Origin of the sequence: Xylophilus rhododendri, assembly GCF_009906855.1 — a bacterium.
In the GTDB taxonomy this organism is placed as follows: domain Bacteria; phylum Pseudomonadota; class Gammaproteobacteria; order Burkholderiales; family Burkholderiaceae_C; genus Xylophilus; species Xylophilus rhododendri.
This window is the reverse complement of record NZ_CP047650.1, coordinates 2,295,653-2,317,682: the sequence shown is the minus strand read 5'-3', so window position 1 is coordinate 2,317,682 and position 22,030 is coordinate 2,295,653. Positions and strand designations below refer to the sequence as shown.

Annotated in this window: 17 protein-coding genes and 2 pseudogenes; 6 read left to right on the top strand and 13 right to left on the bottom strand. The window is 69.9% G+C overall.

Annotated elements, in window-relative coordinates; genetic code table 11:
• Positions 1–62 precede the first annotated feature (62 nt).
• Positions 63–1,271 carry a formate-dependent phosphoribosylglycinamide formyltransferase gene (gene purT, locus GT347_RS10695; RefSeq protein ID WP_160551937.1) on the top strand — a complete coding sequence of 403 codons (1,209 nt, stop codon included), beginning with the start codon at positions 63–65 and terminating at the stop codon, positions 1,269–1,271.
• Between the two features lie 9 nt (positions 1,272–1,280).
• On the opposite strand, the gene GT347_RS10690 is transcribed toward purT, so the two are convergent.
• The 4 genes and pseudogenes from GT347_RS10690 to GT347_RS10680 all read right to left on the bottom strand — a co-directional run bounded on the left by GT347_RS10690 (position 1,281) and on the right by GT347_RS10680 (position 9,169).
• Complete coding sequence (locus tag GT347_RS10690) at positions 1,281–3,521, bottom strand: Ig-like domain-containing protein (RefSeq protein WP_229722828.1); 2,241 nt, start codon at positions 3,519–3,521, stop codon at positions 1,281–1,283.
• 42 nt (positions 3,522–3,563) lie between these two features.
• Positions 3,564–4,028 (bottom strand): annotated as a pseudogene (locus GT347_RS28065) (Ig-like domain-containing protein); the annotation flags it as partial.
• A 405-nt stretch (positions 4,029–4,433) separates the two neighbouring features.
• Positions 4,434–7,394, bottom strand: a complete 2,961-nt coding sequence (locus GT347_RS10685; RefSeq protein WP_160551935.1) for an Ig-like domain-containing protein — start codon at positions 7,392–7,394, stop codon at positions 4,434–4,436.
• A 293-nt stretch (positions 7,395–7,687) separates the two neighbouring features.
• The gene (locus GT347_RS10680; RefSeq protein WP_160551934.1) at positions 7,688–9,169 is read right to left on the bottom strand and encodes an AMP nucleosidase; all 1,482 of its coding nucleotides are present in this window, start codon (positions 9,167–9,169) and stop codon (positions 7,688–7,690) included.
• Positions 9,170–9,365: 196 nt separating this feature from the next.
• On the opposite strand from GT347_RS10680, the gene GT347_RS10675 reads away from it, so the two are divergent.
• Complete coding sequence (locus tag GT347_RS10675) at positions 9,366–9,635, top strand: hypothetical protein (protein WP_195812408.1); 270 nt, start codon at positions 9,366–9,368, stop codon at positions 9,633–9,635.
• 30 nt (positions 9,636–9,665) lie between these two features.
• Here the strand turns inward: GT347_RS10675 and GT347_RS10670 are convergent.
• Positions 9,666–10,429 (bottom strand): annotated as a pseudogene (locus GT347_RS10670) (sulfite exporter TauE/SafE family protein).
• 97 nt (positions 10,430–10,526) lie between these two features.
• Here GT347_RS10670 and GT347_RS10665 point away from each other — a divergent pair.
• A complete protein-coding gene (locus GT347_RS10665; RefSeq protein ID WP_160551933.1) occupies positions 10,527–11,450 on the top strand; it encodes a LysR substrate-binding domain-containing protein in 924 nt (307 codons plus the stop codon).
• Here GT347_RS10665 and gorA read toward each other — a convergent pair.
• Entirely contained in the window at positions 11,419–12,792 is a 1,374-nt protein-coding gene (gene gorA / locus GT347_RS10660; RefSeq protein ID WP_160551932.1) for a glutathione-disulfide reductase, read from the bottom strand. The genes GT347_RS10665 and gorA overlap by 32 nt on opposite strands.
• Before the next feature lie 98 nt (positions 12,793–12,890).
• Here gorA and dtd point away from each other — a divergent pair, with 98 nt between their 5' ends.
• Positions 12,891–13,349 (top strand): D-aminoacyl-tRNA deacylase, encoded by a 459-nt coding sequence (dtd, locus tag GT347_RS10655; protein WP_160551931.1) that lies wholly within the window; start codon positions 12,891–12,893, stop codon positions 13,347–13,349.
• Here dtd and GT347_RS10650 read toward each other — a convergent pair.
• From GT347_RS10650 to GT347_RS10640, 3 genes are read right to left on the bottom strand one after another with little or no spacing between them, the layout of a single operon-like run.
• Positions 13,346–14,674 (bottom strand): HD-GYP domain-containing protein, encoded by a 1,329-nt coding sequence (locus tag GT347_RS10650; protein ID WP_160551930.1) that lies wholly within the window; start codon positions 14,672–14,674, stop codon positions 13,346–13,348. The two genes, dtd and GT347_RS10650, sit on opposite strands and share 4 nt — an antisense overlap.
• A 54-nt stretch (positions 14,675–14,728) precedes the next feature.
• On the bottom strand, positions 14,729–15,187 hold the full coding sequence (gene ybeY / locus GT347_RS10645; RefSeq protein ID WP_160551929.1) for an rRNA maturation RNase YbeY: 459 nt from the start codon (positions 15,185–15,187) through the stop codon (positions 14,729–14,731).
• Between the two features lies 1 nt (position 15,188).
• Positions 15,189–16,151 (bottom strand): PhoH family protein, encoded by a 963-nt coding sequence (locus GT347_RS10640; RefSeq protein WP_160551928.1) that lies wholly within the window; start codon positions 16,149–16,151, stop codon positions 15,189–15,191.
• A 72-nt stretch (positions 16,152–16,223) separates the two neighbouring features.
• Here GT347_RS10640 and ruvA point away from each other — a divergent pair, with 72 nt between their 5' ends.
• Positions 16,224–16,796, top strand: a complete 573-nt coding sequence (ruvA, locus tag GT347_RS10635; RefSeq protein ID WP_160551927.1) for a Holliday junction branch migration protein RuvA — start codon at positions 16,224–16,226, stop codon at positions 16,794–16,796.
• 65 nt (positions 16,797–16,861) lie between these two features.
• Here the strand turns inward: ruvA and GT347_RS10630 are convergent, their stop codons facing one another.
• The 3 genes from GT347_RS10630 to GT347_RS10620 form a co-directional block, all read right to left on the bottom strand.
• Positions 16,862–18,838, bottom strand: a complete 1,977-nt coding sequence (locus GT347_RS10630) for a ParB/Srx family N-terminal domain-containing protein (protein ID WP_160551926.1) — start codon at positions 18,836–18,838, stop codon at positions 16,862–16,864.
• Entirely contained in the window at positions 18,835–19,011 is a 177-nt protein-coding gene (locus GT347_RS10625; protein WP_160551925.1) for a hypothetical protein, read from the bottom strand. Before GT347_RS10625 ends, GT347_RS10630 begins: the two co-directional genes overlap by 4 nt.
• Positions 19,012–19,107: 96 nt before the next feature.
• Positions 19,108–19,761: a lysophospholipid acyltransferase family protein gene (locus GT347_RS10620; protein WP_229722827.1), complete on the bottom strand. Its 654-nt coding sequence runs from the start codon at positions 19,759–19,761 to the stop codon at positions 19,108–19,110.
• Between the two features lie 73 nt (positions 19,762–19,834).
• On the opposite strand from GT347_RS10620, the gene ruvB reads away from it, so the two are divergent.
• A complete protein-coding gene (ruvB, locus tag GT347_RS10615; protein ID WP_160551923.1) occupies positions 19,835–20,899 on the top strand; it encodes a Holliday junction branch migration DNA helicase RuvB in 1,065 nt (354 codons plus the stop codon).
• Positions 20,900–20,917: 18 nt separating this feature from the next.
• Here ruvB and GT347_RS10610 read toward each other — a convergent pair whose 3' ends face one another.
• A complete protein-coding gene (locus tag GT347_RS10610) occupies positions 20,918–21,844 on the bottom strand; it encodes a hypothetical protein (RefSeq protein ID WP_160551922.1) in 927 nt (308 codons plus the stop codon).
• Positions 21,845–22,030: the final 186 nt, after the last annotated feature.

The following is a 22,030-nucleotide window of genomic DNA, read 5'->3' as shown; positions in this document are numbered from 1 at the left end:
TCGATTGTGGCTTAGCCTGCGTGTAATAAAGTTGCGGGCTGTCTTCAACCTGGATCCGATTCATGAGCTCTCCCACCCTCGGCACGCCGCTGTCGCCCTCCGCCACCCGCGTCATGCTGCTGGGCTCGGGCGAACTGGGCAAGGAAGTGTTGATCGCCCTGCAGCGCCTGGGGGTCGAGACGATCGCCGTGGACCGCTACGAGAACGCGCCCGGCCAGCAGGTGGCCCACCATGCCCGCACCATCGTGATGAGCGATCCGGCGCAGCTGAAGGCGCTGATCGAGGCCGAGCGGCCGACGCTGGTGGTGCCCGAGATCGAGGCCATCGCCACGCCCATGCTGCAGGAGCTGGAGGACGCCGGGGTGGTGCAGGTCATCCCCACCGCCCGCGCCGCCCGCCTGACCATGGACCGCGAAGGCATCCGCCGCCTGGCCGCCGAAACCCTGCGGGTGCCGACCAGCCCCTACAAGTTCTGCGATTCGCTGGCCGAACTGCAGGCCGCCATCGATGGCGGCATCGGCTACCCCTGCATCGTCAAGCCGGTGATGAGCAGCTCCGGCAAGGGCCAGAGCAAGATCGACGGCCCGGCCGACGTGCAGAAGGCCTGGGACTACGCCATGGCCGGAGGCCGGGTCAGCCACGGCCGGGTGATCGTCGAAGGCTTCATCGACTTCGACTACGAGATCACCCTGCTGACCGTGCGTTCGCGCGATTCGGCCGGCGAGATCCGCACCCAGTTCTGCGAGCCGATCGGCCATGTGCAGGTCAGCGGCGATTACGTGGAGAGCTGGCAGCCCCAGCCGATGGCGACCCAGGCCCTGCAGCGCGCGCAGGACATCGCCCTGGCCGTCACCGGCAACCTGGGCGGCCAGGGGCTGTTCGGGGTGGAGCTGTTCGTCAAGGGCGAGGAGGTCTGGTTCAGCGAGGTCAGCCCGCGTCCGCACGACACCGGCATGGTGACCATGGTGACCCAGTGGCAGAACGAGTTCGAGCTGCATGCCCGCGCCATCCTCGGCCTGCCGGTGGACACCAGCCTGAAGAGCCCGGGCGCCAGCGCGGTGATCTACGGCGGGGTGGATGCGCACGGCATCGTCTTCGACGGCGTGGCCGAGGCGCTGGCCGTGCCCGGTACCGACATCCGCCTGTTCGGCAAGCCCGAGAGTTTCGTCAAGCGCCGCATGGGCGTGGCCCTGGCGCATGCGGCCAATGTGGAAGCCGCACGCTCCAAGGCCAAGCAGGCGGCGGCTTCGGTGAAGCCGCGCGTGGCCTGAGGCGCTGGCTCAGTCGAGCTGGACGCGGAACAGCACGGTTCCGCTGGCGCCGGGCTCCAGCGGGCCGTCGAAGGTCCAGGTGATGCTGCCCTTGCCGCCGGCCGGCTGGTTCTGCGCGCAGTCGACTGGCTTGGTGTCGGCCGGCGTGAGCTTCTGGCAGTGGCCGAGCGCCGTGGGCGTGCTGTCGGCTGCTGCACTCACGAAGCCGGTGTAGGCGGGCGTGCTGTCGCTGATCACCAGGTGGTTGACCGGCACCGGCGTGTGGTTGCCGTAGGTGACCCGATATTCCAGAACGTCCCCGGGCCGTGCCTGGTTCTTCAGGCCGAAGCCTGAGCCCTGGGTCACGTTGCGCACCTCCTTCTGCAGCTCCACGCCTTCGGACGCCACGGTGGTCAGGTCCTCCAGCTCATGGCTGGTGGTCAACGGCGGTGTGATGCCGGCCAGGCGGAAGTCTGCATGCACGCGGGCCTGGTTTCGGCTGCCGGGGGCGGCCTGCGCCGGTATCGACTGGCGCAGCAGCACACACAGGGTCTGCCCGGCGGCGAGCGTCTGCGGTGCCGAGGGTGGGTAGAGCACCGCCGCGCCCGGCTGCGCGAGGCCGCTGCAGCCGGGGTCGGCCAGGATGGTCTCGGTCCAGCCCTCCAGCGGCGGCGTGGCGGTGGAGCCGGCCACCGAGAAACTCACGCTGCCGGCGGTGCCGGCCGTGAAGAGGTGGCCGTACTGCACGGACACCCCCGGCCGGCCGGTCTTGCTGGCGGATTGCACGAAGGTGCTGGCCGGCACGCTGCCGAAGTTCAGGGCGTCGATGCCGCTGCCCGTCCACTGGAAGGTGACCCGGTCGGCCGCGGCCTGGTGGCTGTAGACGAAGGTGGTGCCGGCCATGGCCACGGGCAGGCGCCCGCCGTGGATGGAAGCGCCGGTGCCGAGCAGGTTGGCGATCGGGCGCTGCAGATCCACGCACAGGGAAGAACCGGCGGCCACACCGGGCGGCACCGCCAGCCGGTAATTGCCGGCGTTGTCGGTGGTGGTGCTGGCGTGGACGGTCGATGCGCAGTTGCCCAGGCTCACGGCCAGCCCGGGCAGGCCCGGCTCGCTCCCATTGGCGACAGCGTCGTTGGCGGTGCCACCCTCGGCACCGGTATCGGCGAAGACCTTGCCGGCCACGGACTGGCCGCGACCGTTCACGAAGGTGCAGCGCAGGTTGGCGCCGGCCGGGCTGCGTTGCACGGGGATCACCAGCTGGCTGCCGGACAGGCTGCCGAAGGTCTCGCCGGGCCGGCTGCTGGCCAGATCGACGCAGCTGGCGCTGAGCGGCGGCTCGGGCCAGTCGGCCGAGGCGACTTCGGTGATGGTGATCGGGGCCCCGCTTGGCCGGCCCAGCAGGGCAGCCCCGTCGGCGCTGCCCGGCCCGGTCAGGGTGATGCTGTCCGAGCTGGCTTGCATTCCAGTGAGATTGAACACAAAGGTATGTCGTCCACCGCCGGCGCTGACCTGCTTGACGATCTGCAGGCGCGGCACCCAGGGCGTGAAGCGGAAGACGGCCGGGCTCGGTCCGTAGTTGAACCCGCCTGCGCTGAAGCTGCCGGACAGCGCCGCGCCCGCCACCGTGACCGCGCTGCTCTTGCTGCCGCCGGCCGCGCCGGTGCTCGTGGCGGAGAGGGTGCAGATGCCGTTCGCCAACGTCGTGCAGCTGCCCGCGGAGCCTGCGGCGCCTGCGTTGAAGCTCACGTCCGCGCCGGGTGAGGCGATCGTGACGAGGACGCCGTTCGCCGGGTTGTCGAAGGCGTCGCGCACCAGGAATTCCAGCTGGTCGGCCTGCACGCCGTCGGCCACGGCGTTGTCGGTGAGGATGCGCAGGCCCGAATGCGCGGCACTGGCCGGACCGGCGACAAAGCTGTAGCGCAGCGGAGATCCGATGTTGATGCCTCCGATACTGGCCTGGGTGGCATAGGTTCGAGCGCTCTTGGCCGTAGCCTCCAGCGAGCACTGCCCGTTGCTGTCGGTCAGGCAGGTGCCTGCTGCGCCTGGCGCGCCGGAACCGAACTTCACCTCGGCAGTGGCCCCAAAGAACACGGAGATATTGCGCACGGGCTTGTTGGAGGCATCCCGGACCGTGGCCTGGAGTTTGTCCGCGGCCGTGCCGTTGGCGATCTGGTTGTCCGTGATGACGCTGACGTTGGAGTTCGCGGCACTCGGTGCTGGCGCTGCGAAGCTGTAGTTCAACAACGAGCCGATGTTGTTGCCGTTCACGCTTGCTTGAGTGCTGTAGCTCGCAGCCACTGTCGCGGTCGGGTAGACAGAACATTGTCCGTTGCCATTGGTGAGGCAGCTGCCTGGTGCACCGGGGGAGCCAGAGCCGAAACTCACACCCGTGGTGCCAGAAAAATTGACGGTCGTGTTGGGCAGCAGATTGTTGACCGAGTCCCTGATGGTGGCCTGGAGCGCGTCGGTCGCTATGCCATTGGCCAGTTGGTTATTGACCGTGACACTTGCCGTCGACCTTCCAGGGCTGGGCGCGCCAAGCGTGATCTGCACAGTTCCCACATAGGTGCCGTGACCGGGCGACTGTCCGCTGATCGTGTAGTTGCCCGGTACTTCCGCGGTGAACTGTACGTCGCAGGCATGGGCGCAGGAGCCATGCAGGTTGCCGGCAATCGCGCCTTCGGGCGAACAGTCCGAGCCTGCGTTGTCGGCATTCGTGGTGCAGGCAGATGCGCTTAATTTAAGACCTGCGGAAGCGGTGAAATTGACCGGCATGCCGTAGCCAGCGAAGCCAAAGGCCTGTATCCAGCCCGTTTGACCAGCCGCGACCGGGCTGTTCCAGTGCATCTTGATCGGGCCGCCAGCGGCTCCTGCGGACTGAGCCGTCAGCAGCAAACTCACGCTCATGACGACGGCCAGGAAATAGCGTAGGAGCCTTGAGTGAAGCCTGCATGATTTGAAAAGAAAGGGTGGCTTGTTCACGGTGAGGTCGAGTCTTGAAGTACATCGAGGACGAACCCCATGATAGTGAGCATTCACGTTAATTCTTGCGGGCCCGAATGGTCTTGTGGGTGCTCATTAAAGTGCCACGTCAGCGCTCTTCAGGTTCGGTGTCACGGCGCGGCTCTGGCTGAAACGGCTTCTTCAGGAGGGAAGCGGTTCAGCCCGACGCGCATATCCTCACTCCAGCTGGACGCGGAACAGCACGGTGCCGCTGGCGCCGGGTTCCAGCGGCCCGTCGAAGGTCCAGGTGATGGAGCCCTTGCCGCCGGCGGGCTGGTTCTGCGAGCAGTCGACCGGGCCGGCCTCGCCTGGCGTCACTTTCTGGCAATGCCCCAGGGCAGCGGGCGTGCTGTCGGCCACCGCATTCACGAAGCCGGTGTAGGCGGGCGTGCTGTCGCTGACCACCAGGTGCTTGACCGGCACCGGCGTGTGGTTGCCGTAGGTGATGCGGTATTCCAGGACTTCGCCGGGCCGGGCTTGGTTCTTCAGACCGAAGCCTGAGCCCTGGGTCACGTTGCGCACTTCCTTCTGCAGCTCCACACCTTCGGACGCCACGGTGGTCACATCCTCCACTTCATGGCTGGTGGTCAGCGGCGGCGTGGTGGCGGTGAGGCGGAAGTCGGCGTGGACGCGGGCCTGGTCCCGGCTGCCCGGAGCGGCCTGTGCCGGTATCGACTCGCGCAGCAGCACACACAGGGTCTGCCCGGCCGCCAGCGTCTGCGGTACCGAGGGTGGGTAGAGCACCGCCGCGCCGGGCTGCGCGAGGCCGCTGCAGCCCGGATCGGCCAGGATGGTTTCGATCCATCCGTCCAGCGGTGGCGTGGCGGTGGAGCCGGCCACCGAGAAACTCACGCTGCCGGAGGTACCGGCGGTGAAGAGGTGCGCGAACTGCACGGCCGCGCCCGGCCGGCCGGTCTTGCTGGCGGATTGCACGAAGGTGCTGGCCGGCACGCTGCCGAAGTTCAGTCCGGCGGTGCCGCTGCCCATCCACTGGAAGCCGATGCGGTCGGCCGCCGCCTCGCGGCTGTAGAGGTAGGCGGTGCCGAACATCGGCACCGCACTGCCGGCGGGCAAGGGGCTTGCGCCGATGGAACCCGCCGTGCCGACGCGGCCCGCCGTGGGACGCGACAGGTCCACGCACACCCGGACGCCGGCTGCCAGTCGTGGAGGGACCGGCAGGTGGTAGTTGCCGATGCCGTCGCTGGCGGTGCTGGCGTAGACGGTGGTGCCGCAGTCATTCAGGGTGACCGCCATGCCCGGCAGGCCCGCTTCGCCGCCGTTGGGGATGCCGTCGTTGGCGGTGCCGCCGCCGGTGCCGATGTCGGAGAAGACCCGTCCCGATATCTGCTCGCCGCGGGCATTGACGAACGTGCAGCGCAGATCGGCGCCGGCAGGGCTGCGCTCGATGGGGATCACGAGCTGGCTGCCTGAGAGACTGCCGAAGGTCTCGCCGGGCTTGCTGCTGGCCAGATCGACGCAGCTGGCGCTGACCGGTGGCTCGGGCCATGCTGCGGAACCCAGCTCGGTGATGGTGATCGGCCCGCCGCCCACCCGGCCGAGCAGGGGCGCCCCGCTGGCGCTGCCCGCGCCGTTGACGGTGATGCTGTCGGAGTTCGACTGCAGCCCGCCGAGGGTGAAGACGAAAGTCTGCGCGCCGATGGAGCGTGCGCTGTAGACCTGCTTGACGATCTGCAGGCGCGGCACCCAGGGCGCGAAGCGGAAGACGGCCGGGCTCGGTCCGTAGCTGGAGCCACCCGCGCTGAAGCTGCCGGACAGCGCCGCGCCCGCCACGGTGACCGCGCTGCTCTTGCTGCCGCCGGCCGCGCCGGCGCTCGTGGCGGAGATCGTGCAGATGCCGTTCGCCTGTGTCGTGCAGCTACCGGAGGAGCCGGCGGCGCTGCCTTGGAAGCTCACGTCCGCGCCGGGTGAGGCGATGGTGACGAGGACGCCGTTCGCCGGGTTGTCGAAGGCGTCGCGCACCAGGAACTCCAGTTGGTCGGCCTGCACGCCGTCGGCCACGGCGTTGTCGGTGAGGATGCGCAGGCCCGAATGCCCGGCGTTGGCCGGACCGGCGACGAAGCTGTAGTGGAGCGTTCCGATGACGGCGCCGCCGATGCCGGCCTGGGTGGCATGGCCGGCCGCCGCGGTCGCGGTGGCGCGCACCGTGCACTGGCCGTTGGCGCCACTGATGCAGGCGCCCGGCGCACCTGCTGCGCCTGCGTCGAAGCGCACGCCCGGCGTGCCGGCGAAATCCACTCTCACGCCGGACATCGGCTGGTCCTGATCGTCGTGGATGGTGGCCTGGAGCGTGTCGGCGGTGTTGCCATCGGCCGGCTGGCGGTCGAGCGTGACGGCGAGACTGGAATGCGCGGCACTGGGCTGCGCCGGCGGCTGTATCGGCTGGACCGCCACGTAGCCCGGCCCGCCTGCGCTGGAGGCCCCCACGTTGCCGCTGACCCCGAAGCTGCCCGGCACGGTGCCTGAGGACACGGAGCCTGGCACGACCGCGCCGGCGGCGTAGCAGGATGTGCCGGGTCCTGCCGCGCGTGTGGGCGCTGAGCCGTCGGTATGGGCATCGCCGCCCGGGCCGGCCGTGCAGCCCGCGCCGCCGCCGCCGCCGCCGCCGCCGTCCTGGGTGCCGGGCAGGGCGCCGCCCGGTGTGCCGAAGGCCGAGATGCCGGCGTAGAGCGCGACCGGCGCGCCCCAATCCGCGGCCAGGCCGGAGAACGACCAGCTGCCGCCACCACCACCCCCGCCGCCAGCGCCGAGGATCAGCGGCACGCCGCCGCGCAGGATGGCCGAGGAGCCGCCGCCTCCGCCGCCTCCGCCGGAAGCACCCGACGTGGCGCTGAGCGTGCAGCCCGAGCGGCCGCCATCGCCGCCCGAGCGCCAGCCTGTTCCGCCCAGGCCGCCGCCGCCGCATTTGGTGTTGCCGCCCGCGCCGCCGCCGCCGCCGACGCCGATGCTGAGCACCTCGCCGGGCGTCACGTACAGGACGGCTGCGATCCGGGGCGCCGCTGCGCCATAGCCGCCCGGCATCCGGTCGGAGCCGCCACCGCCCCCGCCGCCGCCCGCCACGTCGACGGCCAGCTGGGTCACGCCCGGAGGAACGGTGTAGATGCTGTTGGACCGGAACACGAGCGATTGGGCCCAGGCCCCGGTACTGCCGCATGCCGCCAGCAAGAGGGCGGCGGCGATCCGGCGGGGAAAAAAGACGCCCGGCAAGTGGCGTGGCGGAATCCTTGAAAGGCTATGGGGAGCGGGTACGGTCACGAGATCCAGGTCCAGATGAACGGCTGGTGCCACGACACGCGGGCAACCGGCCGGCTAACAAAGCCTGGGATCATAGTGAATGTTCACTTCGATTTTCGAGATGGAGAAAACCGAAGTTTCAGACGGGCCCGTCCGGCCCGCCGCGAAGCGGGCCAGGCTTACTGGAAGGCGACTTCCGCGAAGCTCCGCAGCTTGCGGCTGTGCAGCCGGTCGATCCCGCCATCGCGCAGGATGTCGATCGCCCGCATGCCGATGCGCAGATGCTGGTCCACCCGCTCGCGGTAGAAATGATTGGCCATGCCGGGCAGCTTGATCTCCCCGTGCAGCGGCTTGTCGCTCACGCACAGCAGCGTTCCGTAAGGCACCCGGAAACGGAAGCCGTTGGCGGCGATGGTGGCGCTTTCCATGTCCAGCGCGACTGCCCGGCTCTGGCTGAAGCGGCGCTGGGGTTCGTTCTCGGGCAGCAGCTCCCAGTTGCGGTTGTCGGTGCTGGCCACGGTGCCGGTGCGCATCACGCGCTTCAAGGCCGCGCCTTCCAGGCCGGTGACGTCGGCCACCGCCTTCTCCAGCGCGAGCTGAATCTCGGCCAGGGCGGGAATGGGCACCCACAGCGGCAGTTCCTCGTCCAGCACATGGTCCTCGCGCACATAGCCGTGGGCCAGCACGTAGTCGCCCAGCTGCTGGCTGTTGCGCAGGCCGGCGCAGTGGCCCAGCATCAGCCAGGCATGGGGGCGCAGCACGGCGATGTGGTCGGTGATGGTCTTGGCATTGCTCGGGCCCACGCCGATGTTGACCATGCTGATGCCGCCATGGTCGGCGCGCACCAGGTGGTAGCCGGGCATCTGCGGCAGGCGCGGCGGCGCGGCGCCCAGCTCGTCGCCGGCCTTGGCGGGCAGGCCGCGGCGGCGGGTGACCACGTTGCCGGGCTCGATGAAGGCGATGTATTCGCTGTCTTCGTTCGCCATCTCGGCATGGCCCAGGCGCACGAACTCGTCGATGTAGAACTGGTAGTTGGTGAACAGCACGAAGTTCTGGAACCACTCCGGCGCGGTGCCGGTGTAGTGGCGCAGCCGGTGCAGCGAGTAGTCGATGCGCGGCGCGGTGAAGAGCGACAGCGGCAGGGCCGCGCCGGGCTGCGGCCGCTGGGTGCCGTTGGCGATGCCGTCGTCCATCGCGGCCAGGTCGGGCAGGTCGAACACGTCGCGCATCATCATGCGGCGCGCCGGGGTGAGGTTGCCTTCGATGTGGTCGTTCTCCACGAAGGAGAAGTGCACCGGGATCGGCTGGGTGCTCACGCCCACTTCCATCTCCACGCCATGGCTGCGGCGCAGCAGGCGGAACTGCTCCGTGAGGTAGCGGCTGAACAGGTCGGGCCGGGTGATGGTGGTCTCGTAGGTGCCGGGGCCTTCCACGAAGCCGTAGGCCAGCGCCGAATCGGCCCGCAGGACGGTTTCCGTATGTATACGCACGAAGGGGTAGCAAGCGCGTACATGGCCGGGCAGATCCTCCCCGGCGACGAAGCGCTGCATGGCGCCGCGCAGATGCGCCAGGCTGGCGTCGTAGATGGTCCGCACCTGGGCCATGGCGGCGTCGGGGTCGGTGAACGAACGGGTGGCGATGGAGTCTGGCGTGTACGGCATGCGTTCATTGTGCCGCCAGCCGCCGCAGTCCCCGGACCGCCGGCACAGCAGACAAATTCCTACATGTCCAGGCGCCGGGACCTGACTTGCCCGGGCCCAGTCCCTGTCTAAAGTCCATCCATCGCATCTGCGTACAACCGTTACGTCACCGAAGCCAACCGCGGTCGACACCGCATCCATAAGAAGGTCAACCAATATGAGCACCAACACCAACGGCACCCTTCAGGTGGCCAATCCCTTCGCCCTGATGATGAATCCGGAAGCGGTGCTGGCCGCGATGGAGCGTTCAGACGAGCTGCGCAACCTCAAGCTGCGCCGCATCCAGCCGCTCGACGAAATGCCGCCGACCCGCAAGGAGGCCGTCACCGCCGCCTTCGACAAGGACATGGACGAAGCCAACTTCCCGCTGTGGCGCGACCTGATCAGCAGCACCGATCCCAACTTCATCCCCCAGCTGTTCAGCTGAGCACAAGGCACGCCGCGCCTTGAAGCAGCCTCAATAGAGCTGCAGGGCGTGCGCCGTCATGTGCGCGCCCAGCACGGCCACCGATATCAGGAAGACTTTGCGGAAGAGGGCAGGAGACAACAGGCCCCGCAGCCATTGCCCCAGCGTCATGCCCGCCAGCGCGGGCACAAGCATCGCCACAGACGATGCGACGCCGGCACCCGTGTACGCCCCGTTGGCCGCCAGTCCCAGCGCCAATGCCAGGGTCGATACCGTGAACGAAATCCCCATCGCCTGCACCAGTTCGTCCCGCTGCAGCCCCAGGGCCTGCAGATAGGGCACGGCGGGCAGCATGAAGACGCCGGTGGCATTGGTGATGAGGCCGGTGACCAAGCCCACCGCCGGACCCAGCGCCGCCTCGCGTGAAGGCTGGACCGACAGCCGCGCGCCGGACAGCCCCAGGCCGCATAAGCCATCAGGATCACACCCAACGCCAGCGCGGCCCAGTGGCCGGAGGGTGCGCCCAGCAGCCAGGCACCGATCCCCGTTCCCACGCAGGTCCCCACCAGCATGCCCCGCAGCCTGCGCAACAGGGCGGGCAACGCGCTCCACGGCCTGAGCTGCCAGAGGTTGGTCACCAGGCTCGGAATCACCAGCATCGCCGCCGCCTCGGCCGGCGACATGAACAGCGCCAGCAAGGCCATGGCCACGGTCGGCAGGCCGAGCCCGACGACGCCCTTGACCAGTCCCGCCAGGATGAACACCGCCGTGGCCGCGAAGGCCCAGCCCCAGGGGGAAAACGTCGAATGCAGCATGCCGGCGATTGTCCGGACGCGAGCGGCCCGCCGCCATCGGGATTCGGCTCAGCCCGCCTCAGCCCCAGCCTGAGGCTACCCGTGCTAACTTGCCGCCATGCGTTTCGACCTGACCGACCTGCGGCTCTTCGTCCATGTGCTGGAGGCCGGCACCATCACCGCCGGTGCCGAGGCCAGCTGCATCACCCTGGCCTCGGCCAGCGAACGCATACGCGGCATGGAGGCGCGTCTGGGCACACCGCTGCTGACACGCACGCCGCGCGGCGTGGCCGCCACCCCGGCCGGCCGCACCCTGCTGCACCACGCCCTGCAGCTGCTGCGCCAGGTCGAGCAGCTGCAGGGAGAACTCGACGACCACGCCTCGGGCCAGCGCGGCCATGTGCGCCTGCTGTGCAACAGCGCGGCCATGAGCGACTGGCTGCCCGACCGGCTGGCCGGCTTCCTGGTGGCGCATCCGGCCATGTCGGTGGCGCTGGAAGAGCGCGGCAGCGCGGCAATCGTCGATGCGCTGCGCCACGGCCTGTGCGACATGGGCGTGGTGGCCGACTCGGTCGATATCGAAGGGCTGCAAGCCCATGCCTTGCGGGCCGATCCGCTGGTGCTGGCCGTGCCGCGCGGCCACGAACTGGCGGGCCGCACGGGCGTGGCTTTCTCCGAAGTGCTGGCCCTGGAGCTGGTCGGCCTGTCGCCCGGCAGCGCGCTGGACGAACACCTGGCCCTGCACGCCCGCCGCCTGGGCCAGCGCCTGCGCTACCGCATCCGCCTGCGTGGTTTCGATGCCGTCTGCCGCATGGTGGCGCAGGGCGTGGCGCCGGCCATCGTGCCGCAGGCGGTGGCCGTGCGCTGCGCTAGGCAGGGCGGATTGCAGCGTGTGCCCCTGTCGGATGCCTGGGCCCGGCGCTCGCTGATGCTGTGCGTGCGCGATACCCCCGAACTGCCGCCGCCGGCGCGCCGCCTGCTGGACTGGCTGCTGTTGCCGCCGCCCGGCCTCAGTCGTCCACCGCGGGCTCGCGCAGGGTGACGAACTCCTCGGCCAGTGTGGGGTGCACGCCGATGGTGGTGTCGAACAGCGCCTTGGTCGCGCCGGCCCGCATCGCCACCGCGAAGCCCTGCACGATCTCGCCGGCATCCGGCCCCACCATGTGCAGGCCCAGCACCCGGTCGCTGGACTTCTGCACCACCAGCTTGACGAAGCAGCGTTCCTGGCTGCCCGAGAGCGTGTGGCGCAGCGAGCGGAAGTCGGCGCGGTAGATCTCGATGTCCTCGCGGTCGAAGTCGCTGCGCGCCTGCTCCTCGGTGCGGCCCACGGTGCCGATGTTGGGGTGGGTGAAGACGGCGGTCGGGATGTATTCGTAGTCGACCTTGCGTTTGCCGTCGCCGAAGAGCGTGTCGACCAGCGCCATGGCCTCGGCCAGCGCCACCGGGGTCAGCTGCTTGGAGGACGAGATGTCGCCGATGGCGTAGACCGATTGCACGCTGCTGCGGTAGTCGCCATCGACCACCACCGCGCCCTGCGCGTCGAGCTTCACGCCGACCTCCTCCAGCCCCAGCCCGGCGGTCAGCGGCTTGCGGCCGGTGGCGTACAGCACCACATCGGCCTCGCAGATCGAGCCGTGGCTGTCGCTGGTCACGCAGAAGCTGCCGTCGGCATGGCGGGTGATGCCCTCGACCGCCCAGTTGAGCTTGATCTCGATGCCGGCCTTGCCCATCTCGGAGGCGATGAAGCGCCGCACCTCGCCGTCGAAGCCCGCCAGCAGCGCGCCGCCGCGCTGCAGCAGGGTCACCTCGGCGCCCAGGGCGTGGAAGATGGAGGCCATTTCGCAGGCGATGTAGCCGCCGCCCACCACGGCCAGGCGCTTGGGGAAGGGGGCCAGGTCGAACATCTGTTCGGAGGTGATCGCATGTTCGCGCCCGGCCACGTCCGGCACATGGGGCATGCCGCCGGTGGCCAGCACGATGTGGCGGGCGCTGTGGCGCTTCTTGTCGACCACCACATGGTGCGGGCCGTCGAGCTTGGCCCAGCCTTCGATGACGGTGACGCCGGCGGCCTTGAGCAGGTTGCCGTAGACGCCGTTCAGGCGCCGGATCTCGGCAGCGCGCGCCTGCTTGAGCTTGTCCCAGTTGAAGGAGGGTGGTGGGCCTTCCCAGCCGTAGCCGGCCGATTCGACGAAACCCTCGCCGTAGCCGGCCGCGTAGCTGTAGAGCTTCTTGGGAATGCAGCCCACATTGACGCAGGTGCCGCCCAGCGCCGCGGCCTCCACCAGCGCCACTTTGGCGCCGCGCTGCGCGGCCATGCGGGCGCAGCGCACACCGGCGCTGCCGCCGCCGATGACAAGAAGGTCGAAGTCGTGGCGATCGGTCATAGGGCTTTGGGAAGTCGGTTTCGGATGAGCCGGCAAGCGTAGCGCCTGTGCGCCGCTACCATGCGCGCTCGTGTAAACAAACGGGATCGGACAGGGACATGCTGGCAGTGCTGCAGCGGGTGCGCCAGGCGCGCGTGGAGATTGGTGGCGAAACGGTGGGCGCGATCGGGCAGGGCCTGATGGTGCTGGTCTGCGCCGAGAAGGGCGATACGGAAAAGGAGGCCGAACGCCTGCTGGCGCGGCTGCTCAAGCTGCGCATCTTCTCGGATGCCGAGGGCAAGATGAACCTCAGCCTGCAGGACGTGGCCGGCGGCCTGCTGCTGGTCAGCCAGTTCACCCTGGCGGCCGATACCCGCAGCGGCAACCGCCCGGGCTTCAGCGCCGCCGCCGCGCCGGACGACGGCCGCCGGCTCTACGACCAGCTGGTGGTGCTGGCCCGCGCCGCGCATCCGGTGGTGGAGACCGGCCGCTTCGGCGCCGACATGCAGGTGCACCTGGTCAACGACGGGCCGGTGACCATTCCGCTGACCGTGCGGCCTCCGGCAGCAGCCGCCTAGGCTTCGGCCAGGCCGGCCAGCATGCCGCCGGTCGCGTCGCACCACTGCGCCACCGCCGATTCGGCCGGCGATTCCGCGCCATCCGTCTCGGCCAGCCGGGGCCAGCGCTGCAGCACGTCGCCGCAGATGGTGTCGAGCTGCCACAGCGCCTCGCGGCCCAGGGCCAGCGCATCGGCGATGTGCAGTTCGTCGCCGGCCGCATGGGCCAGCAGCAGGTGCGGCTCCTCCGGCGCGCCGCCGGCCTCGATCAGCGACTGGCGCAGGCCCGCCAGCCGGGCGTTCAGCAGGGCATGGGCCGGGCCGGTGAGCTGGCTGCGCTCCACGCCGGCCTGCAGTTCGGTCCAGCGCTCGAAGGCGCTGGCGATGACGGCGAACTTCTGCGACGCCGCCTCCACCCGCGCGGCCGTCGGCAGCGGCTCGCCCTGCAGGGCCGGCAGCAACTGGGCCACCAGGGCGAGCGGCAACGCACGGCGGTTGAGCCGCAGCACCAGGCCCAGGCGATGCGGCGAGGCATCGCCGAACTTTTCCCCTAGCGCCGAGACCAGTTCGGCCAGCAGCAGGATCTGGCCCGGCGCCGAGATCTTCTCGCCGCGCGCGCCGCGCGGATAACCGCTGCCGTCCAGCCGTTCGTGGTGCTCGAACACGGCGGTGGCGACCTCGGGCGCATAGCCGCCCTGGGTACGGATCAGCAGCATCGAGGTGATCGGATGCGCATGCAGGTGGCGCCGCTCGGCCGCGCTCAGGCGCCGCTGCGGCAGCAGCCAGGACGGGTCCATGTGCAGCATGCCGATGTCGCGCAGCAGGGCGGCGGTGGCCAGTTGGGCGCGGTCAGCGGCGGGCAGGCCCAGCCGGTCGGCCAGGAACAGCGCCACCAGGGCGCCGGCCATCGCATGCTGCAGCAGGCCGGCATAGCGGTCGCGCATCAGGGTGAGCTTGAGAGCGATGGGGCCGGGCAGCGGCACCTCGCGCAGCGGCTGCAGCAGCGGCTCACGCTGGCCGAGGGCTGCGGCCAGCAGGCGCGGCACCGGGTGGGTGGCGATCAGTTCCTCGGCCAGGGCCAGCAGGCTGTCGGCGCTGACCATGCCTTCCACGCCGATCTGCTGGTCGATCGGATCGCGCAGTTTGTGCTGCACCAGCCGGGCGTACAACTCGCGGTCGATGCGCGAGCCCTTCTCGATCAGCTTGGTGCCGTTGGCCGCGTAGATGGTGGTGCTGGCGCTGACCACCTTGTCCTCGCACAGCGCGCCGAAGGCCTGGCGGTAGTGGGTGTCGTCGACCGGTTCCAGGGCTTCGGCGGGTACTTCGGGCAGGTCGAGGTCGGACATGTGGGGCAGGCAAGCAGATTGGATGCCCGGTCGCGCTGGCGGCCGGGCGCGGCCTCAGGATTCGTAGGGGTTGGGCAGGCCCAGGCCCGCCAGGATCTCGATCTCCTGCGCCTCCATCGCCTCGGCGTCCTCGTCGCTGTCCTCGTGGTCCCAGCCCTGCGCATGCAGGGTGCCGTGCACCAGCAGATGGGCGTAGTGCTCGGCCAGCGGCTTGTTCTGCTCGGCCGCCTCGCGCGCCACCACCGGCGCGCACAGCACCAGGTCGGCGGTGCAGACCGGCTCCTGGGTGTAGTCGAAGGTCAACACATTGGTGGCGTAGTCGCGCTGGCGGTAGTCGCGGTTGAGCGCCTGGCCTTCCTCGGCATCGACGATACGCACGGTGATCTCGGCCGGCACTTCGAGCGCATGGCGGATCCAGCGCGCCACCTTGGCGCGGGGCAGGGCGGCGCGGTGTTCGGCGGCTTCGGGAAAGCGCGCGAATTGCAGCGACAGGGTCAGTTCGGGCAGCGCCATCTCAGACCTCTCCCGGCTCGGCGGCCGCCGGCGGCGCGCTGCGCGCGGCGTCGTAGGCATCCACGATGCGCGCCACCAGCGGATGGCGCACCACGTCGGCGCTGCTGAAGCGCGTCACCGCGATGCCGCGCACCCGGCGCAGCACCCGTTCGGCATCGATCAGGCCGCTGGGCGAGCCCTTGGGCAGGTCGATCTGGCTCACGTCGCCGGTGATCACCGCCCGGCTGCCGAAGCCCAGGCGGGTGAGGAACATCTTCATCTGCTCGGGTGTGGTGTTCTGCGCCTCGTCCAGGATCACGAAGGCATTGTTGAGCGTGCGGCCGCGCATGAAGCCCAGCGGCGCGACCTCCAGCTGGTTGCGCTCGAAGGCCTTGTGCACCTTGTCGTGGCCCATCAGCTCGTAGAGGGCGTCGTAGAGCGGCCGCAGGTAGGGATCGATCTTTTGCGCCATGTCGCCCGGCAGGTAGCCCAGGCGCTCGCCGGCCTCCACCGCCGGCCGGGTCAGCACGATGCGCTGCACCGCGTTGCGCTCGATCGCATCGACGGCCGAGGCCACCGCCAGGTAGGTCTTGCCGGTGCCGGCGGGGCCGATGCCGAAGGTGATGTCGTGGCTGGCGATGTTCTCCAGGTACAGCTCCTGGATGGCCGAGCGCGCGGCCAGGCCCTTGCGGCGGGTGAGCAGGGACGACTCGGCACTGATCTCGCCCAGGTCGGTGTCGCCGCCCAGCATGAGCTGCAGCGTGTCCTGCGGGATCGGCCGCTCGGCCATCTGGTAGAGCGCCTGCAGCAGCTCCATCGCCTTGAGCGCCTTGGCCTTGGGGCCGTCGACCTTGAACTGCTCGTGGCGGTGGGCGATGGAGACCTCCATCGCCTGTTCGATGGTGCGCAGGTTTTCGTCCGTCGGGCCGCACAGGTTGGAGAGCCGGGTGTTGTTGTGCGGGGTGAAGGTGTGGCGGACGATCATTGGCGTGGGCGGGTGGTCGGATGGCTATTGTCGCCTCAGGCCGCAGCTGCCGTGCGGTTAGCATCTGCGCCCATGATCGGACGACTCCAGGGCCTCTTGGCCGAAAAGAACCCGCCCCAGGTGCTGGTGGACTGCCAGGGCGTGGGCTACGAGGTGGATGTGCCCATGAGCACCTTCTACAACCTGCCGGGCCTGGGCGAGAAGGTCACGCTGCTGACCCATTTCGTGGTGCGCGAGGATGCGCAGCTGCTCTACGGCTTCGGCACGCACGAGGAGCGCGACACCTTCCGCCAGCTGGTGAAGATTTCGGGCGTGGGGCCGCGCATCGCGCTGGCGGTGCTTTCGGGCATGGGCGTGGCGGACCTGGCGCAGGCCGTCACGCTGCAGGAGGCGGGGCGGCTGGTGAAGGTGCCGGGCATCGGCAAGAAGACGGCCGAGCGCCTTCTGCTGGAATTGAAGGGCAAGCTCGGCGCGGACATGGGCGCGCGGGCCAGTGTTTCGAGCGAGTCGCAGGCCGACATCCTGCAGGCGCTGCTGGCCCTGGGCTACAACGACAAGGAAGCCGCGGCGGCGCTGAAGGCGCTGCCGGCGGACGTGGGCGTGAGCGACGGGATCAAGCTGGCGCTGAAGTCGCTGGCGCGCTGAGTTCCCGGCCGGCATAAAAAAAGGGCAGCCCGCGGGCTGCCCTTTTTGCGTGGCGGATGCGCGGCTTACTTGGTGGCGGCGGCCGCCAGGCTGGCGCGGTAGGCCAGCGCATAGGCCAGCTTGCCGGGCTTGGCCTCGGTGGTGGCCGTGTTCAGGGTGGCGAACTCGGTCTCGCTGAAGGCGGCGAGCTTGCCCATCTCCAGCGCGGTCTTGCCCGAGGAGCCGATGATGGTCGTGTCGGCCGTGCCCACCATGTCGGTGGCGGCGGCGCGGATGGCCGACAGGTAGCTGGTGGCGTCGGTCAGCGTGTACTTGGACAGGTCGATGCTCTGCGGCGCGGCCTTGAGCCACTCGGCCCAGTAGAACTCCAGGAACTCGGTGCTGTTGGCCGGCTGGCTGTAGCCGACGTCGCGGGTGAAGTAGATCAGCGAGCGGTAGGGGTCGTCCTGCAGGCCGTTGCCGATGCCCAGCTGGGTCGGCAGGTCGGCCGGGGTGATGGCGGTACCGTCGGGGTTCTTCAGCCAGACCGTCTTGGCCGCGCGCATGGCGCGCCAGAAGGCGGCGTTGGTATAGCTGCTGTAGTTGCCCTTCATGACGAGCGGGATCTTGACGGTGGAGCCGCCGCCGTCCGGTGCGTGCCAGAAGCTGGTGAAGCTGTGGTGGCCGTCGGTGAGGTACAGAAGGCCCTTGGGGCCGACCACGGCGCTCTTCATGCTGGCGGTGTCCAGGGCGGTGCTGGAGCCGGAGCAGGTGAAGGTGCTGGAGTCGTTGATCTTGGAGGTGCCCAGCACCACCGATTTGCTCTTGGCGTCGGTCAGGCCAGCGGCCTCGCACCAGTCGTCGAACTCCTTGCGGTATTGCGTCGAGCTGTTGGCGGTGTTGCGGTAGCGCGCCTGCTTGTAATAGACCTGGTCGTAGCCGATGGCCGGCTGGGTGGGGCGGGCATCGGCCAGGGTGATGGTCATCACGGCGGTGCCGGTGGTGGGCGCGCTCAGGTAGGTGCTGACCGTGGCCTGGGCGGGCAGGGCGTGGCAGACGCCCGAGAAGGCGCCGGCCGTGGCGGTGGTGCTGCCGGTGTTGCCGACGTAGTAGACGGTGCCTGCGGACAGCGGCACGAAGGCGCGGGCATTGGCCTTGGTGTCGGCCCAGGTGCCGGTGAACAGGCCGTTCACGGTGTTGGCGCTGAGGCTGATGTCGGTATCGACCGTGTCGGTCTGCAGCGTGCCGCCGGCCACGGTCACGTAGTGGCGCAGGGTGCGGCCGGAGGGCAGGCCGGTGGACAGCACTTCGGGCTCGGCGCACAGCCATTCGCCGTCGAGCGCGGTGGATGCGGCCGCGGTGGCGGCCGACTGCAGCAGCCAGGTGCCGGTGGTGCTGCTGCCGTCGGATGCGCCGGCATAGGCGTCCACCGACAGGGTGGTGGCGCCGCTGCGCGCGGCCACGACGACGCGGCCGACGCGGCTGCCGGCGAGGGTCAGCACCAGGGCGCCGGGGTAGTTGGCCTGGTCGGCATCGGCCGCCAGGGTGCCGGTCTGGCCGCCGCTGCAGCTGTCGCTGTAGGCGGTGCTGTCGCAGACGCGCACGCTGCCGTCGGCCGCGACCTTGAGCTGGCCGTAGGCCACGGCGGTGGGTGCGGCCACGCTGCCGTCGGCCTTGTAGCCGGTGGACTGGCGCACGAAGCTGTAGGTGCCGGCCACGGCCGACAGGCTGGCCGCGCCGAGGTTGGAGGCGACGATCTCGCCCTGCAGCAGGCTGCCGTCGGCGCGCTTGAGGTTGGGCAGCTTCTCCAGCGTGCCGGTGATCAGGTTGGTCTCGCTGTGCAGGCGCAGGCGGATGGCGCTCAGCAGGGTGCTGGTGAGCGTTGCGGGCGCGCCGGAGTTGGCGACGGCGCTGAAGCCCTGGGCCAGCCAGGAGCCGTCGGCCTGCACCGTGTAGGCGCTGCTGATGGCGCCGGCCAGGCCGAAGTGCGAGTCGAGGAACTTCAGGACGACCGTCTTGGCGGTGCTGTCCACCGTCAGGGAGACGGTGTCGCCGAAGCTCATGGTGCCGGTATAGCTGGAGCCGCCGGCCAGGGGGCCAGGGTGGTGCTCACGGGCTGGACGGTGCTGCCGCCGCCGCCGACGATGACGGGATCGTTGCCGCCGCCGCAGGCGGTGAGGGCGGCGCAGGCGAGCAGGGTCAGGGCGGCCGGCATGCGGCTGGGAATGAGGGGCATCGGTGAATCAGTGGCGGGTCGCAAGAACGCGGCGCGGGCCGCGCGGATCAGCCGCGGATTCTGTGAAAGGACGGTGACGTCGGCATGACAGCCGAGTCAGGTCCGGCCCGCTTGCGCCGGCCGCAGCGCCAGCAGGGCCTGCCGCGCGCGGGCGATGAAGGCGTCCTTCTCCTCGCCGGGCAGGCGCTGGATCGGCGTGCCGTAGTGCACCGTGCAGCGGCAGGGCACCGGCAGCCAGGCGCCCTTGGGCAGCAGCTCACGTGTGCCTTCGATCCAGGCCGGCATCAGCCGCACCTGCGGGCAGGCCAGGGCCACGTGGAAGAGACCGCTGCGAAAGGGCTGCAGGATCTCTTCGCCGATGTTGCGGGTGCCCTCGGGAAAGAAGATCAGCGAGCTGCCTTCGTGCAGCGCTTCGACGATCTGGTCCACCGGCGAGGGGCCGGGCTGGGATGCGTCGCGGCGGATCATCAGCGCGCAGAACACCTTCTCGCCGACGAAGCGGCGCAGGCGGGAGGCCAGCCAGTAGTCGCGGCCGGCCACCGGCCGGGTGTCGCGGCGCAGGGCCGGCGGCAGGGTGGCCCACAGCAGCATGAAGTCGCCATGGCTGTTGTGGTTGGCGAAGTAGAGGGTCTGCTCCGCGCGCGGCTCGCCGGGCGGGCGGACGGCGCGCACCCGGGTGAAGGCCCGGGTCAGCAGCAGCAGGCTGTCGCGCAGGACGCCCGCGGCCCAGCGGCTCAGGGGATGGCTCACGTACTCACTTTCATCCGCCGGATTGTGACTGCACTCTTGGGCACAATCCGCCTTTGCGCGTACCGCTCTCCAGATGACCATCCACACCGACGATTTCGCCCCGCCGCCCGGCCCCTCGCCCGCCCGGGTGATATCGGCTTCGCCCGCATCGCCCCAGGAAGAGGCGATCGAGCGGGCGCTGCGCCCCAAGCTGCTCGACGAATACATCGGCCAGGCCAAGGCGCGCGAGCAGCTGGAGATCTTCATCGGCGCCGCGCGCAAACGCGACGAGGCGCTGGACCATGTGCTGCTCTTCGGCCCGCCCGGCCTGGGCAAGACCACGCTGAGCCACATCATCGCCGCCGAGCTGGGCGTGAACCTGCGCCAGACCAGCGGCCCGGTGCTGGAAAAACCCAAGGACCTGGCCGCGCTGCTGACCAATCTCGAGAAGAACGACGTGCTCTTCATCGACGAGATCCACCGCCTGAGCCCGGTGGTGGAGGAAATCCTCTATCCGGCGCTGGAGGACTACCAGATCGACATCATGATCGGCGAAGGCCCGGCCGCGCGCAGCATCAAGCTCGACCTGCAGCCCTTCACGCTCGTCGGCGCCACCACCCGCGCCGGCATGCTGACCAACCCGCTGCGCGACCGCTTCGGCATCGTGGCGCGGCTGGAGTTCTATACGCCCGAGGAGCTGGCGCGCATCGTCAAACGCAGCGCCGGGCTGCTCAACGTGCCGATCGACGAGGAGGGCGCCTTCGAGATCGCCCGCCGCTCGCGCGGCACGCCGCGCATCTCCAACCGCCTCTTGCGCCGGGTGCGCGACTACGCCGATGTGAAGGGCGACGGCCGCATCACCCTGCCGATCGCCGACCGGGCGCTGAAGATGCTGGACGTGGATCCGCAAGGCTTCGACGTGATGGACCGCAAGCTGCTCGAAGCGCTGATCCACCGCTTCGACGGCGGGCCGGTGGGGCTGGACAACATCGCCGCCTCCATCGGCGAGGAGGCCGGCACCATCGAGGACGTGATCGAGCCCTATCTGATCCAGCAGGGCTTTCTGCAGCGCACGCCGCGTGGCCGCATCGCGACCCTGGCGGCCTACCGGCATTTGCAGGTGACGCCGCCTTCACGGGGCGCCGACCTGTTCTCCTAGGAGCCAGGGCAGGCCGCCTCAAGCTGCCGCCGGCGCCGCGAGCTGCCTGGGGGTGACGGTATCCAGAAAGCCCAGTGCCGGTGCAAGCGCCTGCCGATCGCCGGCAGCGAGATCCGCCAGCAGCGCCGAAGGCGGCCTGCCACTGCGAAACACCCGCGCCGCCCTGGCGATGGCCTGGCGTGGGCGGGGTGTCTGCGTGGAGGAGTACTCCTGGCCGACATGGGCGTGATAGCGGATCTTGCGGGTGCGCAGGTCCTTGTGCGCCGGGGTCTCCACATAGTTGTGCACGGCCACCACGGCGCAGCGCCCCAGGCCCAGGCCGCCCAGCGCATCGGCCAGGTGCTGCCCGGCCGGCAGCAGCCGGGTACCCTGGCCCTGGCTGCCGGCCGCTGAATCCGCCAGCACGGCCGGGTCGGTGCTGTCGGTATTGCGCGAGTCGGCGCCGAAGCATGCCGACAGGTAGATGACGTCGCCGTCCCGCAAGCCGGCGGCCTGGAGCGATGCGGCCACGTCCCTCATGGGTGTGGTGCCCAGGCAGCGGGAGCCGGGACCTGAATGCCCGCTCAGCACCACCAGCAGCGGTTCGGCGCCGCGCCGGTGGCGCGCCAGATCGACCAGGCCCACCGGCTTGCGGATGGCCTGCAGCAGCCGCATTTCGCCGAGGGTGCGTGGAGGCATCTCGCCGAAGCGCCGCAGCTGCGTCGATTGGCGCTTCTGGAGCATGCGCCGGGTGCCGCGATCCAGGGCGTGCAGGCTGCAGTCGCCGAAAAAGTGAGCGAGCTGCTGTATGCCCATGCCGTACAGGCTCTGGGTTTGGCGCTTGCCGGCGATGACGAAGCTGGGGCGTGGCGGGTTGTCGGGCGGGGCGGCGAAGTCGCCGCAGCCGGCTTGGCCGGCGATTGCCGGCAGCGCGATCGCGGCGCCGTGGCCTTCCGGTTCCTGCAAGCCGCAGAACGACGATGCCGAAATGCTGGACGCGCGGGGCGGGGCGGCGATTCCGCCCGGGGTTGCGGGAAACGCGCCAAGAACGGGGGGCGCAAAACGATCCAGCAAGGCGTGCCGGGTCGGGATCGGTGACATCGAGAGGCTCCTGAAAGAAGCGCACTCTCGTCAATCTTTAATGGCGAACGA

What these genes read in the sequence shown, in the direction of transcription:
- purT (WP_160551937.1), top strand. Translation starts at nt 63, where the DNA reads ATGAGCTCTCCCACCCTCGGCACGCCGCTGTCGCCCTCCGCCACCCGC.
- GT347_RS10680 (WP_160551934.1), bottom strand. Translation starts at nt 9,169, where the DNA reads ATGCCGTACACGCCAGACTCCATCGCCACCCGTTCGTTCACCGACCCC.
- GT347_RS10675 (WP_195812408.1), top strand. Translation starts at nt 9,366, where the DNA reads ATGAGCACCAACACCAACGGCACCCTTCAGGTGGCCAATCCCTTCGCC.
- GT347_RS10665 (WP_160551933.1), top strand. Translation starts at nt 10,527, where the DNA reads ATGCGTTTCGACCTGACCGACCTGCGGCTCTTCGTCCATGTGCTGGAG.
- gorA (WP_160551932.1), bottom strand. Translation starts at nt 12,792, where the DNA reads ATGACCGATCGCCACGACTTCGACCTTCTTGTCATCGGCGGCGGCAGC.
- dtd (WP_160551931.1), top strand. Translation starts at nt 12,891, where the DNA reads ATGCTGGCAGTGCTGCAGCGGGTGCGCCAGGCGCGCGTGGAGATTGGT.
- GT347_RS10650 (WP_160551930.1), bottom strand. Translation starts at nt 14,674, where the DNA reads ATGTCCGACCTCGACCTGCCCGAAGTACCCGCCGAAGCCCTGGAACCG.
- ybeY (WP_160551929.1), bottom strand. Translation starts at nt 15,187, where the DNA reads ATGGCGCTGCCCGAACTGACCCTGTCGCTGCAATTCGCGCGCTTTCCC.
- GT347_RS10640 (WP_160551928.1), bottom strand. Translation starts at nt 16,151, where the DNA reads ATGATCGTCCGCCACACCTTCACCCCGCACAACAACACCCGGCTCTCC.
- ruvA (WP_160551927.1), top strand. Translation starts at nt 16,224, where the DNA reads ATGATCGGACGACTCCAGGGCCTCTTGGCCGAAAAGAACCCGCCCCAG.
- GT347_RS10630 (WP_160551926.1), bottom strand. Translation starts at nt 18,838, where the DNA reads ATGAGCTTCGGCGACACCGTCTCCCTGACGGTGGACAGCACCGCCAAG.
- GT347_RS10625 (WP_160551925.1), bottom strand. Translation starts at nt 19,011, where the DNA reads ATGCCCCTCATTCCCAGCCGCATGCCGGCCGCCCTGACCCTGCTCGCC.
- ruvB (WP_160551923.1), top strand. Translation starts at nt 19,835, where the DNA reads ATGACCATCCACACCGACGATTTCGCCCCGCCGCCCGGCCCCTCGCCC.